Here is a 13,783-nt window from a genome sequence, read left to right as displayed (position 1 = left end):
AGCCTGGAACTTTGTTCCGGGCTTTTTTAATTGTTTTCCGGGCTTACTTTATTCAAAAATAGGAAAGAAGCCATGCCCGCAAGAACAGAAAGTGTAGTGCTTAAGATAAAGCTGCCGATAATGTATTGAAGCAGATTGTTTTTAATCAGTTCAAAATTTAAATCCTGACTTAAAATATCACTGTCACCACTTACAAACGGAGCCCCAAGAAATAGCGAAGCCGCAATGATAAAAGGAATGAAAGGAGGAAGGCTTACATTGGATGCTACAAATGCAAGGACTTTGTTAAGCTTAAAAAGCACAGATAAACTTATCACCAGAAGTGTCTGAAATCCCCAGAAAGGAGAAAGTCCTATAAAAACTCCTAAGGCGATAGAAAATGCCTTTGTACGGTTGCTTCCGTCACTTTCTAAGACATCTTCCTGAATGAACCTTTTAAAGCTTTTTTTTTTGAAATTATTCAGAAAGTTCCTCGGAATAATATAAAGTAAAGTAATGGTTACCAAAACCGTATTCAGAATACTGATTCTTGTAAAATCTTTGAAGGGTCTGAAATGAGAAACACGTTCTGCGGGATCATACAAAACCTTAATCGGAACGTTTTTTACCGGAACATGTCTCCAAGCAGTTCTTACAATGATTTCAATCTCAAATTCAAACTTAGGCGTAAAATATTTCTTTGGAATTTTATGTAACGGATAAAGTCTGTATCCAGATTGCGTATCTTCCAGCTTGATACCGGTTTCAAACCAGAACCAGAAATTGGAAAAACGGTTTCCGAAACTGCTTTTCTTAGGAATTCCATCCTGAGACATATTTCGGTTTCCAATCAGAAGAACTTCCTCTTTTTCCTCAAGAAGAGCTTCTACAAATACGGGAATATCATCCGGATAATGCTGCCCATCCGAATCAATGGTAATGGCATAATCATATCCGGACTTTTTGGCCTTTCTAAAGCCTGTTTTAAGCCCATTTCCTTTCCCTTTGTTCTCCGGTAAGGAAATTACTGTAATATGAGGATATTGAGAAAGGATCTGTGGAGTAGAATCTGTAGAACCATCATTGACCACAATAATACTTTCGGTGTAATTGAGAACACCGTCAATAACCCTCTTAAGGGTTTTCTCATTGTTGTAGGTAGGTATTAAAACGCATATTTTCTTTTCAGAAATTGCATTTTGTACTTCAGCAAGGGACATTTTTTTATTTTAAAGTGGCTCTTTCCGCCTCTGTAATGGTTTTGGATTGTATAGCAAACCTCTTGATATAGCCTTTTAAAGCTGTATTTTGTTTGCTGTAATTATTCAACAGGAAAGCTTTATCATCCTTCAGGCTTCCACGGTATCCTACAATTTTCGGAATGTTTTCCTGTACGCTTAGTCTGATCAGACGAAGCTCTGCATTATTAGGATTACTTTTGATAACAGCTTCAAGGCTTGTTGCGCCTGTTTTTACCAATGATTTTCTGTTGCTTTTTGCAATTTTGGCCTCCATGATCTTTGCTGCTGCCTTGTATCCTACAGTGACGGCATCCGAACCGGATTGTTTTTCTGCAGTTTCAATGAAGCTGGTAGTATTGGTATTAGATTCATTGGCTTTAGCATAGCTGTTTCTCAGTGTTTCAAGATCAGACTGAAAGAAAAAAACAAATGCTGCTATGAATGAGAAGATTAGTTTCATGATGTTATTTTTTATAGCTTACAGACAATTTCAATGCAATAGTCTCGCCAAAAGAAGTTGTATTTTTTACTTTAACATCTTCTTCATTTTCAGCAATATCCAGTTGAAGTACCAGATCAGGAGTCTCAAAAGGATTGATAATCGCCATGAATTTTACATTAGAAGCTGTTTTCAGGAATAATTTTGAACCTGTAAATTCTTCAGTCAATTCCTTAATAATTTGCATCATACAAACACCGGGAGTTACCGGATTTCCAGGAAAATGTCCTTTAAAAATCTCGTGGTCCTTATTCAGGTGGATGTGAGCGGTAAACTTTCCGTCTTCTGTTTTATCGTATGATGTTAAAGTATAAAAATCTGTAAGAATGGTTTGCATGATCTTATTTTTTAAGATTAAATGTACACTGCACTGGTCTGAAAAGACGTTTATGGCTGTACATGTTTTTCCTGTGGGAAATTATTCTGTTTCGGTTATTTGAAATAGTTTTATATTGATCTTAAAGTCTTTGTGCTGTAGATTTAAGCTATCCGCGAAGATAGGTTTTTTTGCATCAAAAGTGAAATCGATTTTCTCCCTGTTGCTTTTGGTGTAAACAATCTCTTTTAATAAACCGTTCTCCCTGTTGAAAAATAAATAATACCTCTTATTCTCCATTTTTGAAAGATAGATTTTAGCATTGCTGTTTTCAAAGCTTTCACTGACTGGATATTTTCTTTTTAGAAGTTGCTGAAAATCGTTTTTCAGAAAATTGATGACTATTTTTTTATCCAGATCAGGAAGTACATAGTTCAGTTTGAAGTCATTCTCAGAAACTTCGAAATCAATCAATTTATTTCCAAAATCTGAAGTTAAAGCAACGCGATGTGTTGTTTCATTCAGTTTTTTGATGATCAGAATTCCGCTCACATGGTTTTTATAAATATCCATCTGGCATTTGTAGACATAATCTTCACCGGAAGAAAAGTATAAATTTTCAACCACTTTCTCAGAGGAAGAAACAGGCTTTACATCTGCTAACTGATATGTTTTACAGGAGACTGCCAATATCAGAATAAGGCTATAAAGAAAACTCTGACGCAGGAATGGAAGCATTGATCTTTGTATTTTTGAAAACAATATTCGTAGTATCTCCGGAAGCCTCAGTCATATTTACCTGGGAAACTGTAGATTGGTTCTTTGGGAAATAAAGCTCAATCTGTTTGATGTATTTCAACAGCTGTGATGTCTTGGGAATAAACTTCGCCACATTGTAATTAACGTTTTTAAAATACGTTACGGTGAACTCCGGATCATTGAACATTGTTCCGTTTGAACTTCCTACAATCAGTTTATTGATTTTTTCAAATGTTTTGCTCTTGGCATCTACAGAAGATTTTTTCCCCTGATCATTGATGAAAATTTTATTGCTTTTAAAAACAATACTGTACTGATAAGGCTTGGTATATCTCCAGCTCAGCATATTGGGAGTCTGTAAAGACATTTTCCCGTAAGTAACAATGCTTTTATCCAGGAAATCCATTTTTTTGGTCTGGGTAAAATCACTCTGCAAGGTTTTAATCTCTTTTGTCTCTGAAGAAACCTTCGATACAAATGCTTTGGCTTCAGCTCCTGACATTGCTGTGTTTTGTGCAAAAAAGAACCCGGAAACCAATAAGAATGCCCCGAAAGCAATATTTTTAATCATTTCTATTTGAATTTATAACTGTATCAACAGTAAAGGTTGAATATTTTTTATCCTCCAAAAATACTAATAAATCTTTCAGCACCCGAAAGGTCTTTTCCGAAGTATCGTGAAGAAGGATAATACTCCCATTTTTCAGGCCTTTGGTTACTCTGTTATAGATCTTCTTTTCGTCATCAGTGATGGTATCTAATGATCGGACATTCCAACCGATGCTTATTTTATTTGTCTTTTTGATTGCTTTTGCAATATTGGGATTCGTTACCCCGAAAGGCGGCCGATAGAGGCCAGTTTCAATATTTCCTGCATTTTTCATGACTTCATCACATTTTTCAATTTCCTCTATCATTTTTGAAGTCGATAAAAACCCTGTAGAATTGGAATGTGATAACGTATGATTTCCAATGGTATGACCTTCTGCAATAATCCTCTGAAATGTTTCAGGATATTTTTCAATCTGTTTTCCTATACAGAAAAAGGTTGCTTTTACCTGATGTTCTTTAAGCAGGTCTAAAAACTTTGGAGTAAATTCTGTAGGCCCGTCATCAAATGTAAGAGCTACTTCTTTGATTCTGGTTCGTTTATGGGTAATGCTGTTCACAAAATATCCCAGTCCGATATCAAATGAACCCCAAACGACTACAGCAGAAAAAGCAAAAAAACAAAACAGATACACCCAAAAGCTTCCATGGAACGCATAAATAAATACGTTGCAGAAAAGATAGAACAGGATGAAGAGATAATGTTTCATTGCTGACTGTTTTTTATTGTTAAACTTCCAGGATTTATACCCATTCTGCCATTCTGAATGTAGCGAAGTGAAATGAAGAATCTATCATATAAAAGCAGAGATTCTTCCTTCGTCAGAATGACAGCAGTACTGCTTTGGTTGTAAGAAAGTCACTATTGACTTTTCAACAATTATGCCTTTTCCAATAATACCAGACTGTGATCATGACCTCCCAGATGATTGTAAAGAAGAACATTCTTCACGTTTTCTTTTTTCTGAGAATTGATCATCATGATTTCAGGGATCTGCTGTTCCTTAAGGATATGACAAGCCATAAACGTTGAAAAACCACTTGCTGTATTGAATTCTCCACTCAAATGTTTATAATACAATTGTGATGAACTTGGAAACAGACCCATTGCTTTTGTATAATATGTATCTGATTCTGCATCTCCGCTAAATCCTAAAATAACCGCATCAATATCATGAGATGGCAGATTGTTTTGAGTTAAGAAATTTTGGATAAATTTCTGTACTTCATTCAAATCGACTTTGCTGCTGATCTGAATATTTTTAAGCTTAGCATAAGAATTTTCAGTTTTATTTTTTCCTACCACAAAAAAGCTGGCTCCTTCACCCCAGATTACTCCATTGGTATTGGAATTTAAGTAGTCGGCAGGAAGATCTGTCTCTTTTTTGATAGTATTATTCAAACAGTACAATTCCATTGTTCTATCCGTCTGTTCATCTGTGGAGCCTACCAGAACATTTTCTGCTTCCCCGTCATTAATCTGAAGCTGAGCATCCAGTAATGAAAATTCCAGTGAAGAAGAAGTATTTACATAGGTGAAATTATATGCATGGCACTGCAATCCCAACGCAATCTGTCCTGCTACCGTGTTGTGAGTAGACTGGATGAAAAAGGTGGGTGTAAGGAACTCTTCCTGATTATCAATCACATTTTTCAGGAACTTTTCAGAATCTTGTGAGCATCCCATTCCGGTTCCTACAATGATGGCATCCGGCTTTTCAATTCCAGCCTCCTTTAATGCATAATGAGATGCTACGGAACTCATTTTTACTGTTTTAGACATTCTTCTGATCATTGCAGGCGGAATGAACTCTTTGTAATTGGGTTCTATTGCCTTAATGATATTTGAAGAATTCTCTGGAGTAAGGTTCTGAAGAATATTTTCGTTTAATGTGTCCTGAACTGAGATACAGGATGCACTGTTGATGTATACTGCACTCATGATTTTGAGAAAATTAAGGTAGAACAGTTTCCTCCGAATCCAAATGAGTTGGAAAGCACATGATTGATGTTTTTCTTTTTCAATTCAGTAACAGGAGTAAGGTCAAACTCTTCCATTTTTGTTTTAAAATTCAGGTTCGGGAAAATCAGGCTGTATTGCATGGCTAAAATTGAAAATACAGCTTCAATTCCTGCTGCCGCAGCCAAAGTATGACCTGTAAATGCTTTCGTAGAGCTGAATTCAGGAACTTTGTTTTCTCCGAAGATTCTGATCATGGCAATTCCTTCAGATAAATCATTATTAGGAGTCGCTGTCCCGTGAACGTTGATATAATCTATATTTTCTTTTTCCAATCCGGAAATCTTAAGGGCTTGCTGCATGGCTAGAAATGCGCCCTGTCCGTTTTCTGAAGAAGCGGTCTGATGGTGTGCATCATTGGCATTTCCATATCCGGAAAGATAAGCAAGAACCTTTTTGTTTTCTTTTTTGACAATTTCTTCGGACTCAAGCACTAAGAAAGCGGCGGCTTCCCCAAGATTCAGTCCTTTTCTGTTATTGTCAAAAGGAGTATTGTAAGAGTCGGTAAGAATCATCAGGGTATTGAATCCATTCAAAGTAAATTTTGAAAGAGAATCTGTTCCTCCGACAATCACACGGTCCAAAACTCCGTTTTTGATCAGTTTAGCGCCCATCATAATTGCATTGGCAGCTGATGAACAGGCTGTACTGATAGTAGAAACCATCCCTTTTAATCCCAGATAATCAGCAATAGCCAATGAGGAATTTCCGGCATCGTGGGCGTCAATATATTTTTGCTTTTCAGGAAAGTCTTCGTAAGAGTAGAAATATTTTTCGGTAATATCCATTCCTCCGACACTGGTAGAAGAAATAAGCCCGGTTCTGCAGCTGTTGATATCTGATATTCCGGCACTTTCTACGGCTTCTTTGGCGGCAATCATTCCCAATAAAGAGGTTCTTGTTATATTATTGTCTTCATCAAGGTGAAGTTTCTCTACAAGCGCTTCATTGGTTAGTTTTATCTCACCGGTTTTAATGATTCCGGCATGGCGGGTTTCAAACATTTCGATATCTGAAATACCATGTTTTCCGGATTGTAATGAAATAAAATTTTCCTCCACATTGTTTCCGATGGAGGAAATGATGCCCATTCCTGTTATGGCAATTTTTTGACTCATTAATTAGTTTTTCTTGAATTATTTAACGCAATGGACAGAAAAGATTTTTATTGTATTCTTCTCTGATAACCCTGCGTTTAAATAATAATTATTTTGTTCTGTTGTCCTCGATGAATTTAGCCATCGTATCGATAGATTGGAAGATTTCCTTTCCTTTTTTAGGATCAGCTAATTTTATCCCGTAGTCTTTATCAAGAAGAACAATCAATTCCAAAGCATCGATAGAATCCAGTCCTAATCCTCCTCCGAATAACGGATCAGTATCTTTGATTTCTTCTACAGATACATCTTCAAGGTTAAGAACTTCAATAATTTTGTGCTTCAATTCTGTTTTTAAGTTTTCCATAATTAAGTTGTTTATCAGTGTTTCAGTATATCATAAAGATCATTACATCATTGCACTGTTATATTGTTACATTTTTATAAGGTGAGCAAATATACAAAAGCTTTGTAATTTTCCTGATACAATTCTACCCAGCCACACAATACTTTGTCAGCCTTGCCGGACTGCAGGATTTGTTCAGAATAATCATTCAAAAATTTCTCATCAAATTCATCCAGCACAAAAAAAGCATTTTCTGTCTGCATTTTGTGCTTAATGCTGATTTCGCCTACACAGATATTGGGTAAAGTGTAGACAAAAACTGCAGGACTCGGATAAAAGTTATCCTGGTCATTGATGCTTTCCTGATATTTGAAATCGGTATCCAGACTGGATGATCTGTTGGCAAAAACAATAGCTGTTCTGCTGTGATCTTCGTTTTTCAAAATAGTTTCTGCGGAAAGAAAAGCCAGTTTACTCAAATTATCCATTTTATGAAATTTAGGATAGCTGAGATCTAAACTTTTATACGCTTCTTTGGCAAATTCCTGAAAAGTTTCGCTCTGGCTTTCAAAAATAAGATGTCCGTCAACAGTTATTTTTGAATGTTCTATGGTACAGGTGTTTGTTTTCTTCATTACATTCAATTTAACATTTTTCCAATACAATAGCCGCATTACAGCCACCAAAACCTGAAGCGGTCTTTAGAATATATTTAATTTCCGCAGTTTGGTTTTCTCTGATGATATTCAAAGGCTGGGTAACTCCCATTTCTTCAAAATTCTTCGAGGGAAGCAGAGTACTATGAAGGGCACTTTCCATAGAAATAATGCTTTCCAAGAGTCCGGATGCACCAAGGCAATGTCCATAATATCCTTTCATACTGTTGAGCGGAATATCCTGAAGATCCATTCTGTTGAAAGCGATGGCTTCCATTTCGTCGTTATATAAAGTAGCCGTTCCGTGAGCAGAAATAAAATCAATCTGTTCTGAAGAAACCTTCGCTTCTGTCATTGCATTTTTTATACTGGCATATAAACCGTCACCCGTTCTTGAAGGGCCGGAAATATGATTGGCATCATTCACGGCAGAGTCTCCCAGAATTTTAAAACTAAATTTTTCGTTTTTTGGGATTCTTCCTTCGTCAGAATGACAACCGGTTACATAAGCTGCAGCAGCACCTTCACCGATGTTGATCCCGTCCCTGTTTTTATCATAAGGTTGGCAAGGCCCGGAGCCAATAGCCTGAAATGAATTGAATCCTGAAATAACAAATTCAGAAAGCTCATCACCTGCAATCACAAAAGCATCCTTATATTTTCCTGCCTGAATCATATTTTTGGCAACAGAAATCGCCATTACCCCAGAAACGCAGGCATTGGAAACGATGATTGGTTTTGTTTTAAATCCAAAAAAATCTGCAATTTTTTCTGCTAATTTTGATAAATAAACGCCTTCCGGTAATTCAGACTGGTTTTTTAACAGGCTGATATTTCCTTTTGTAGTGGAAAGGATAAAAGCGGTGTCTTCTGATATAGAATGCTTCTCAACAAGAGGCAGTAAGCTTAAAAGAAGCATCTTTTCCAGTCTTGTGAAATTAATTGTATTCTGAGTAAAGAATCTGTTGAATTCTTCATCCAGTTCGTCAGAATCAATCATAGAAGCATAAAAAGGATCCTGATTGTCTATGATTTTATGTAAAGCAACTCCAGACTGTCCTTCTGAAAGGGCTTTCCAATTGGAATCAATATTGAAGCCCAACGGCGTTACACAATTGTAGTCTGTAATGTAAATTTCCTTCCTCATGATAATCCCATTTTATCTTTCCAGTTTTGAAAAAACTCCGGATTGTACAGGCATAAGCTTCCGTTGCTATCAAGAAAAACCTGAATGGTTTCACCACTGCATACCAATTGATCTTCCTGATTGAAAAGCTCATATCTGTAGATAAGCTTAGCAGAAACAGAGTTGATAAAAGTAGTTACAATTTTGAAGGTTTCTCCATATTTTAAAGGAAGAAAATGCTCGCAGGTACTTTTTACGATAGGCGTTACAAATCCTGCATTCTGAATATCAAGATAGGTAAGACCGTGCAGACGCCCGAAAGCTTCTCTTCCGTCTTCAAAATATACGATATAATGCCCATGCCAGACAATTCCCAACGGATCTGTCTCGTTGAATCGTACTCTTACTTCTTCAGTACAGGTTAATATGTTTTCTTTAGACTGCATTTTGTTTTTTTTCGTAAAAAATGGAAATGGCTACGGTGGCAATATAGAATAAGAAGAGGAAAACCAGTTCTTTGGCAATTCCGCCAATTCCGCTGTTTCTTAAAATAATATCATAATAGGCGTTCAGTCCCCAGTTCATAGGAGAGAATTTGGCTACGGTCTGCATGAATTCCGGCATTAAAAATACAGGAACCCAGATTCCGCCAATAGCAGCCAAAACCACTACAGACGTTGCTCCAAATGGGGCAGACTGTTCCTGTGTATCGGCTATAGTTCCTAATAAAACTCCAAATCCGATGGCAGCCAATCCTGCAAACAGCGTTACTGTTATCAGCTGGAACATTTTTCCGGATACATCAAAAGCCGGAAGATCCATATAAGGGAAAAGATAAATACCTACAGCAACCATCAATAAAAACTGAATGATACAGATGATCAGATACGTAAATGTTTTTCCTAAAATATGGACAAAATAAGGCGTAGGGCTTATTCTTGCTCTTACACTTGTTCCCTGACTTTTTTCTTTTACCAGATTGATGGATAAAGGAACTACAATAAAAAAGATCGCAAAAAGCGTCCATGCAGGAACATTATGCTGAACAGAATTCGGCATTACGTCCATTTCTCCTTTTTTGGGTGTGATTTCTTTAAAGCTGATGAGGTTTTTATTTTCATCAAGATTTTCGGTAGTTCCCAGCTGCTCCTGGAATGCTTTGTAAATCTTTTTATTTTCAATTTCAAAAACCATTTTATTCACAGAATTCATCACAGAGTTCTTGAATCCGGCATTGGTAGCAGGGTCAAAGTACAAATGAATTTCTTTGGTTTTGGGAGCTGCTGTTTTTACTTTTGCAGAATCTCCTTCCAGTCCGAAAGAACTTACAATGGTCTGAACTTTAGAATCAATATTGGAATTTAAATCTTTCGTTAAATTTTCCGGAATGACAATCGCCATCTGATAATCTCCGGAAAAGACCGCATCCTGAGCAGATTTTTCATTGAAATTGGTTAGCAGCTGGAATGTTTTGCTGTTTTCCAGTTCCGCTTTTATATTTTTTGAAACTTCAGATTTGTCCTGATCAATAAAAATGATCGGAATCTTTGATCCTTCAAGGTTTTTAAAGGTAGAATCCTGAATAAGGGTAATGGTTACAATCAAAAGCAAAGGCATCACAAAGATGATGACGATTCCTCCAATATCTCTTTTTAGCAGAAGAATTTCCTTAATAAAACTTCTCCACAGTTTATACAACAACATCTCTTAATTCTTTTCCGGTTAATGAAATGAAAACGTCTTCAAGATTTTCAGCATTGGCAATCTGTGAAACAAGCTCTTCAGGCGTTCCCACAGCGTGAATTTTTCCATGGTCTATAATGGCAATTTTTGTACAGAATTCTTCCGCTTCCGAAAGGTGATGGGAAGTATAAATAATGCAGGTTCCCTGTTTGTTTAAATCTAAAAGATAGTCAATAATTGCTTTTTTAGACTGAACATCCACACCTACTGTTGGTTCGTCAAGGAATAAAACTTTAGGATTATGAAGAGTGCCGGCGATGAGGTTGCAGCGGCGCTTCATTCCTCCTGAAAACTGCCCTACCTGTTTGTTTGCAAATTTTGAAAGTCCCATGATTTCCAGAGAATCATCAATTGCTTTTTTGAGCTGGTTGTGTTTTAAACCATACAGACTTCCAAAAAACATCAGGTTTTCTTTAGCAGTAAGGGTTGGGTATAAAGCATATTCCTGAGGAACAATTCCGATAATCTGTCTGATTTTAAAGCCGTCTTTCTGTGGTGATAATCCATTGATGGTAAATTGTCCTGACGTAGGTTTTATGAGTCCTGAAAGCATAGAAATCAGTGTTGTTTTTCCGGCTCCGTTGGGCCCGAGAATTCCATAGATTTCATTTTTGCTGATGCTCAAAGAAATATCATTTACAGAAAACTCATCAGAATTTTTGTATTTCTTGTATAAGTTTTTGATCTCAATCATATTTTCTGCCATATCAGATCGCTTTTCTCAGTTTTTTATAGAAAGCTTCTTCCAGATCTGCAATGTGCAGCATCGTTTTAGAAAGTTCGTTATAGATATTGCTTTTTGAGTTTCTGTTTTTGTAAACACGGGCAATATCCACTGCAAAGTCTCTCCAAAGATCACCAATAGAAGTAATTTCTTTTGATAATTCCTTCAGCTCATCATTTTTAAGAATAACGGCTGCTTCCTGCAGAAATGCACCATAGATAAATCTGAAGCCTCCGCCTCCGGTTCCAATTTCTTCCTGCATTCTGATCAACTGCCCCAAATAATGGTTAGTTACTTTTGTGCCTTTCTTTTCTGCCCATTTCGGGATACTTTTGGCTACCCATCTCATGGCTTTTACTCCAATAAGAGGTACGGGTGCCAGCATATTTTTACAGGTGTCTTTAATTCCTTTTTTGATGGCTTCTTCAAGATTTACATTTTCCGGAACATAAACAGGGTAGTACATATGTCCTTTCGGAGGAAGTGCTCCTTTTGCATATCTTACTTTTTCCAGTTCAGCTTCGGAAAGGGAGGTTGTATAATCCATTACCGGATCACTGATCAGGAATTTTCCGTCTTCTTTTCCATACACCACAAGGTTGTGGGCATTGAAGTGGAATTTATATTCTTCAGGAAAATAAGTAAGGTTGAAAACTCCCACCTGAAGTCCGGTCGGAATATTTTGTTCCAGATTTCTTTCAAGAGCTTTTTGAGCATCTTTAGGATTGGAGAATTTTTCTCTTTTGATTTTAATTCCTAGTCTTTTGGCTGCTTTACTGAAAATAGCGCCCGGCATCGGACGATAGCTGAAGCCCGGAGCAAAATTCACCTTTAAAAAAGGAAGATAGACAAAAAACAATCCTGAACCGATCCCGAAGATCATAGGTTCGCTCAGTTTCAGGCCTTTATTAAGCAGTAGATTAGAAGCAACACCGTTTTCGCAATGCGCAGTCTGATGGTGTTCAAAGTTTAATTTCATTTGCAGATTGTATCTTTTCATTGGTCAAATGGAACGGGCAGTATTTCTGGCCCATTTCATTTATTTTCCGTTGAAGTTTTTTAATTCATCCACTGAAATACCGAATGCATCGGCATATTTTTTCAGTACATTTTCGCTTAGTGTTTTAAATACTTTGGGTTTAAAATGTCTTTTTACCCTCCATTGCCACATTCCTACATAAGAAGCAAGGACTCCCAGATCCATTTTGTTCAGTTCCATAAAATAGGCAATAGGACTTGCTACATTATGGGCTACATTTTGTTTTGCTTCCTCAATTCTTTCATAGATAAGCTCCATAGATTCATCCAGTGCAGCTTTCTTGGCATCCCAGCCTGTACTGTTTGCTGTGGTGTAATTGTCGTTCTCATCCGTCACATACAGAACTTCTGTCATGTTGGCAGACTTAAGGTTACTTTCGTCTTGAGGCAGGTCTTGTTTTTTCATCTAAATAATGTTCATTTTTTTAGATTACAGATGGGAAATATTCACCTGTTTTTTGATTCTTTTATCAGGTGGCTAAAATAGTGAAAATACATTATATGGTTATCGTAATTCGAAAATCAGGTATTATTACCTTTCAAAATATAACTATTCATTAATTTAATATTTGAAATGTATAAAAAAGTTATGTTAAATTATAAATATTGTTAAAAAAGCTGATGATTAATCGTATTGTGTTTGATCTTTGGTTAATTTATTTATATTTGTTTGTCTCAATAATTAAAAAACTAATAAAAACAAAAACCATGAAAAATTTAAGACAACTTACAAAAAATCAATTGAAAACTGTAAAAGGAGGTTTAACTGCTTATATTTCGTGTGCTAACGGTACGAATGGCCAGATACGTAATGTAGGGGTTAATACTGATATTGCAAGCTCTGCTGAGCAGATTTGCGGAGGTAATGATTATGAAGTTATTATCTAAAAATACTAAAGCTTCAATTAAGAAATATGCTGTTTAGATCCTAAGCAGCATATTTTTTTGTGTTTCTCCCTGACCATCAGAGTTTCACGGATTTCTCCAATGTTTCACGTGAAATAATTCATCTTATGATGAGGTTTTGTAAGTGTAATTTATTGGTTATCAATTGCCTTTCGAAAATATGACAAGACAAATGAATTACCTGAATTTTCACAAATCCATTTAAGATTAATATTTAGAACAAAAAAAGCTGCACGTTTTGTACAGCTTTTCTATATTTATGTTCAATTGATCTTTAGGATTTTACTTCCTGAATAAACAGGTTGATTTCCGCTCTGATTAATAATTCATCATTATTAAAAGTTTCACAGAAAATGTGGCAAATATTCTCAAACTGTGAAATAAGAGAGGCTTTGGAGATGATTTTATCATTCACTTTTGGAAGTCCAAATATCTCAATCTTCTTGATGTTGGTAATGAACCCGATTACTTTTGTATCTGCTTCAGGATTCTCGAAGAAGCTTTGCCCAAGGATAGATGAACAGGTTTGTGCCAGGTTTTCAATCAGTCCGGCTTCTGCCAGTTCATTGTTGTGAACAAAGATATTATCTTCTTTTATTTCAAAGGAAGTCACTACTTTTTCTTTGGTCAGTTCCAGGATATAGTCTGCCATCAGCATCGGTTCACGATGCGGTAAAAAGTTATGTATATTGATGATATTCTCTTCCTTTATTTCCATTTCCAG

General features: G+C 36.2%; 18 protein-coding genes. 1 reads left to right on the top strand and 17 read right to left on the bottom strand.

Annotated features, from left to right (window positions below):
- Positions 1-26 precede the first annotated feature (26 nt).
- The 16 genes from CLU97_RS19705 to CLU97_RS19630 all read right to left on the bottom strand — a co-directional run bounded on the left by CLU97_RS19705 (position 27) and on the right by CLU97_RS19630 (position 12,559).
- The gene (locus tag CLU97_RS19705) at positions 27-1,199 is read right to left on the bottom strand and encodes a DUF2062 domain-containing protein (RefSeq protein ID WP_121489434.1); all 1,173 of its coding nucleotides are present in this window, start codon (positions 1,197-1,199) and stop codon (positions 27-29) included.
- Between the two features lie 4 nt (positions 1,200-1,203).
- Positions 1,204-1,680, bottom strand: coding sequence for a hypothetical protein (locus CLU97_RS19700; RefSeq protein ID WP_121489433.1), 477 nt, complete (start codon positions 1,678-1,680; stop codon positions 1,204-1,206).
- A 4-nt stretch (positions 1,681-1,684) separates the two neighbouring features.
- On the bottom strand, positions 1,685-2,056 hold the full coding sequence (locus tag CLU97_RS19695; protein ID WP_121489432.1) for a 3-hydroxyacyl-ACP dehydratase: 372 nt from the start codon (positions 2,054-2,056) through the stop codon (positions 1,685-1,687).
- Between the two features lie 81 nt (positions 2,057-2,137).
- Positions 2,138-2,773 (bottom strand): hypothetical protein, encoded by a 636-nt coding sequence (locus CLU97_RS19690; RefSeq protein WP_121489431.1) that lies wholly within the window; start codon positions 2,771-2,773, stop codon positions 2,138-2,140.
- The gene (locus tag CLU97_RS19685; protein ID WP_121489430.1) at positions 2,739-3,365 is read right to left on the bottom strand and encodes a LolA family protein; all 627 of its coding nucleotides are present in this window, start codon (positions 3,363-3,365) and stop codon (positions 2,739-2,741) included. The genes CLU97_RS19690 and CLU97_RS19685 overlap by 35 nt, the downstream gene beginning before the upstream one ends.
- Positions 3,358-4,113: a polysaccharide deacetylase family protein gene (locus CLU97_RS19680; RefSeq protein ID WP_121489429.1), complete on the bottom strand. Its 756-nt coding sequence runs from the start codon at positions 4,111-4,113 to the stop codon at positions 3,358-3,360. The genes CLU97_RS19685 and CLU97_RS19680 overlap by 8 nt, the downstream gene beginning before the upstream one ends.
- A 170-nt stretch (positions 4,114-4,283) precedes the next feature.
- A complete protein-coding gene (locus tag CLU97_RS19675; protein WP_121489428.1) occupies positions 4,284-5,345 on the bottom strand; it encodes a beta-ketoacyl synthase N-terminal-like domain-containing protein in 1,062 nt (353 codons plus the stop codon).
- Positions 5,342-6,541: a beta-ketoacyl-[acyl-carrier-protein] synthase family protein gene (locus tag CLU97_RS19670; protein ID WP_121489427.1), complete on the bottom strand. Its 1,200-nt coding sequence runs from the start codon at positions 6,539-6,541 to the stop codon at positions 5,342-5,344. Before CLU97_RS19670 ends, CLU97_RS19675 begins: the two co-directional genes overlap by 4 nt.
- A gap of 88 nt (positions 6,542-6,629) precedes the next feature.
- The gene (locus CLU97_RS19665) at positions 6,630-6,887 is read right to left on the bottom strand and encodes a phosphopantetheine-binding protein (RefSeq protein WP_034692439.1); all 258 of its coding nucleotides are present in this window, start codon (positions 6,885-6,887) and stop codon (positions 6,630-6,632) included.
- Positions 6,888-6,961: 74 nt separating this feature from the next.
- Positions 6,962-7,501, bottom strand: a complete 540-nt coding sequence (locus CLU97_RS19660; RefSeq protein ID WP_121489800.1) for a 3-oxoacyl-ACP synthase — start codon at positions 7,499-7,501, stop codon at positions 6,962-6,964.
- 10 nt (positions 7,502-7,511) lie between these two features.
- On the bottom strand, positions 7,512-8,669 hold the full coding sequence (locus CLU97_RS19655; protein ID WP_121489426.1) for a beta-ketoacyl synthase N-terminal-like domain-containing protein: 1,158 nt from the start codon (positions 8,667-8,669) through the stop codon (positions 7,512-7,514).
- On the bottom strand, positions 8,666-9,094 hold the full coding sequence (locus CLU97_RS19650) for an acyl-CoA thioesterase (RefSeq protein ID WP_121489425.1): 429 nt from the start codon (positions 9,092-9,094) through the stop codon (positions 8,666-8,668). Before CLU97_RS19650 ends, CLU97_RS19655 begins: the two co-directional genes overlap by 4 nt.
- Positions 9,084-10,352 (bottom strand): ABC transporter permease, encoded by a 1,269-nt coding sequence (locus CLU97_RS19645; RefSeq protein WP_121489424.1) that lies wholly within the window; start codon positions 10,350-10,352, stop codon positions 9,084-9,086. Before CLU97_RS19645 ends, CLU97_RS19650 begins: the two co-directional genes overlap by 11 nt.
- On the bottom strand, positions 10,339-11,097 hold the full coding sequence (locus tag CLU97_RS19640; RefSeq protein WP_076595492.1) for an ABC transporter ATP-binding protein: 759 nt from the start codon (positions 11,095-11,097) through the stop codon (positions 10,339-10,341). The genes CLU97_RS19645 and CLU97_RS19640 overlap by 14 nt, the downstream gene beginning before the upstream one ends.
- A 1-nt stretch (position 11,098) precedes the next feature.
- Positions 11,099-12,094 (bottom strand): BtrH N-terminal domain-containing protein, encoded by a 996-nt coding sequence (locus CLU97_RS19635; RefSeq protein ID WP_076595525.1) that lies wholly within the window; start codon positions 12,092-12,094, stop codon positions 11,099-11,101.
- A gap of 60 nt (positions 12,095-12,154) precedes the next feature.
- Complete coding sequence (locus CLU97_RS19630) at positions 12,155-12,559, bottom strand: hypothetical protein (protein WP_121489423.1); 405 nt, start codon at positions 12,557-12,559, stop codon at positions 12,155-12,157.
- A gap of 302 nt (positions 12,560-12,861) precedes the next feature.
- On the opposite strand from CLU97_RS19630, the gene CLU97_RS19625 reads away from it, so the two are divergent.
- Complete coding sequence (locus CLU97_RS19625) at positions 12,862-13,041, top strand: bacteriocin-like protein (RefSeq protein ID WP_076595494.1); 180 nt, start codon at positions 12,862-12,864, stop codon at positions 13,039-13,041.
- A gap of 292 nt (positions 13,042-13,333) precedes the next feature.
- On the opposite strand, the gene CLU97_RS19620 is transcribed toward CLU97_RS19625, so the two are convergent.
- Entirely contained in the window at positions 13,334-13,777 is a 444-nt protein-coding gene (locus CLU97_RS19620; protein WP_076595495.1) for an ABC transporter permease, read from the bottom strand.
- Positions 13,778-13,783: the final 6 nt, after the last annotated feature.

This window comes from Chryseobacterium sp. 7 (assembly GCF_003663845.1).
Lineage (GTDB): Bacteria > Bacteroidota > Bacteroidia > Flavobacteriales > Weeksellaceae > Chryseobacterium.
The sequence above is the reverse complement of the archived record's forward strand: the minus strand, read 5'-3'. Positions and strand labels throughout refer to the sequence as shown.

What these genes read in the sequence shown, in the direction of transcription:
- CLU97_RS19680 (WP_121489429.1), bottom strand. Translation starts at nt 4,113, where the DNA reads ATGAAACATTATCTCTTCATCCTGTTCTATCTTTTCTGCAACGTATTT.
- CLU97_RS19685 (WP_121489430.1), bottom strand. Translation starts at nt 3,365, where the DNA reads ATGATTAAAAATATTGCTTTCGGGGCATTCTTATTGGTTTCCGGGTTC.
- CLU97_RS19700 (WP_121489433.1), bottom strand. Translation starts at nt 1,680, where the DNA reads ATGAAACTAATCTTCTCATTCATAGCAGCATTTGTTTTTTTCTTTCAG.
- CLU97_RS19695 (WP_121489432.1), bottom strand. Translation starts at nt 2,056, where the DNA reads ATGCAAACCATTCTTACAGATTTTTATACTTTAACATCATACGATAAA.
- CLU97_RS19665 (WP_034692439.1), bottom strand. Translation starts at nt 6,887, where the DNA reads ATGGAAAACTTAAAAACAGAATTGAAGCACAAAATTATTGAAGTTCTT.
- CLU97_RS19655 (WP_121489426.1), bottom strand. Translation starts at nt 8,669, where the DNA reads ATGAGGAAGGAAATTTACATTACAGACTACAATTGTGTAACGCCGTTG.
- CLU97_RS19650 (WP_121489425.1), bottom strand. Translation starts at nt 9,094, where the DNA reads ATGCAGTCTAAAGAAAACATATTAACCTGTACTGAAGAAGTAAGAGTA.
- CLU97_RS19635 (WP_076595525.1), bottom strand. Translation starts at nt 12,094, where the DNA reads ATGAAATTAAACTTTGAACACCATCAGACTGCGCATTGCGAAAACGGT.
- CLU97_RS19630 (WP_121489423.1), bottom strand. Translation starts at nt 12,559, where the DNA reads ATGAAAAAACAAGACCTGCCTCAAGACGAAAGTAACCTTAAGTCTGCC.
- CLU97_RS19690 (WP_121489431.1), bottom strand. Translation starts at nt 2,773, where the DNA reads ATGCTTCCATTCCTGCGTCAGAGTTTTCTTTATAGCCTTATTCTGATA.
- CLU97_RS19705 (WP_121489434.1), bottom strand. Translation starts at nt 1,199, where the DNA reads ATGTCCCTTGCTGAAGTACAAAATGCAATTTCTGAAAAGAAAATATGC.
- CLU97_RS19660 (WP_121489800.1), bottom strand. Translation starts at nt 7,501, where the DNA reads ATGAAGAAAACAAACACCTGTACCATAGAACATTCAAAAATAACTGTT.
- CLU97_RS19625 (WP_076595494.1), top strand. Translation starts at nt 12,862, where the DNA reads ATGAAAAATTTAAGACAACTTACAAAAAATCAATTGAAAACTGTAAAA.
- CLU97_RS19675 (WP_121489428.1), bottom strand. Translation starts at nt 5,345, where the DNA reads ATGAGTGCAGTATACATCAACAGTGCATCCTGTATCTCAGTTCAGGAC.
- CLU97_RS19620 (WP_076595495.1), bottom strand. Translation starts at nt 13,777, where the DNA reads ATGGAAATAAAGGAAGAGAATATCATCAATATACATAACTTTTTACCG.
- CLU97_RS19640 (WP_076595492.1), bottom strand. Translation starts at nt 11,097, where the DNA reads ATGGCAGAAAATATGATTGAGATCAAAAACTTATACAAGAAATACAAA.
- CLU97_RS19670 (WP_121489427.1), bottom strand. Translation starts at nt 6,541, where the DNA reads ATGAGTCAAAAAATTGCCATAACAGGAATGGGCATCATTTCCTCCATC.
- CLU97_RS19645 (WP_121489424.1), bottom strand. Translation starts at nt 10,352, where the DNA reads ATGTTGTTGTATAAACTGTGGAGAAGTTTTATTAAGGAAATTCTTCTG.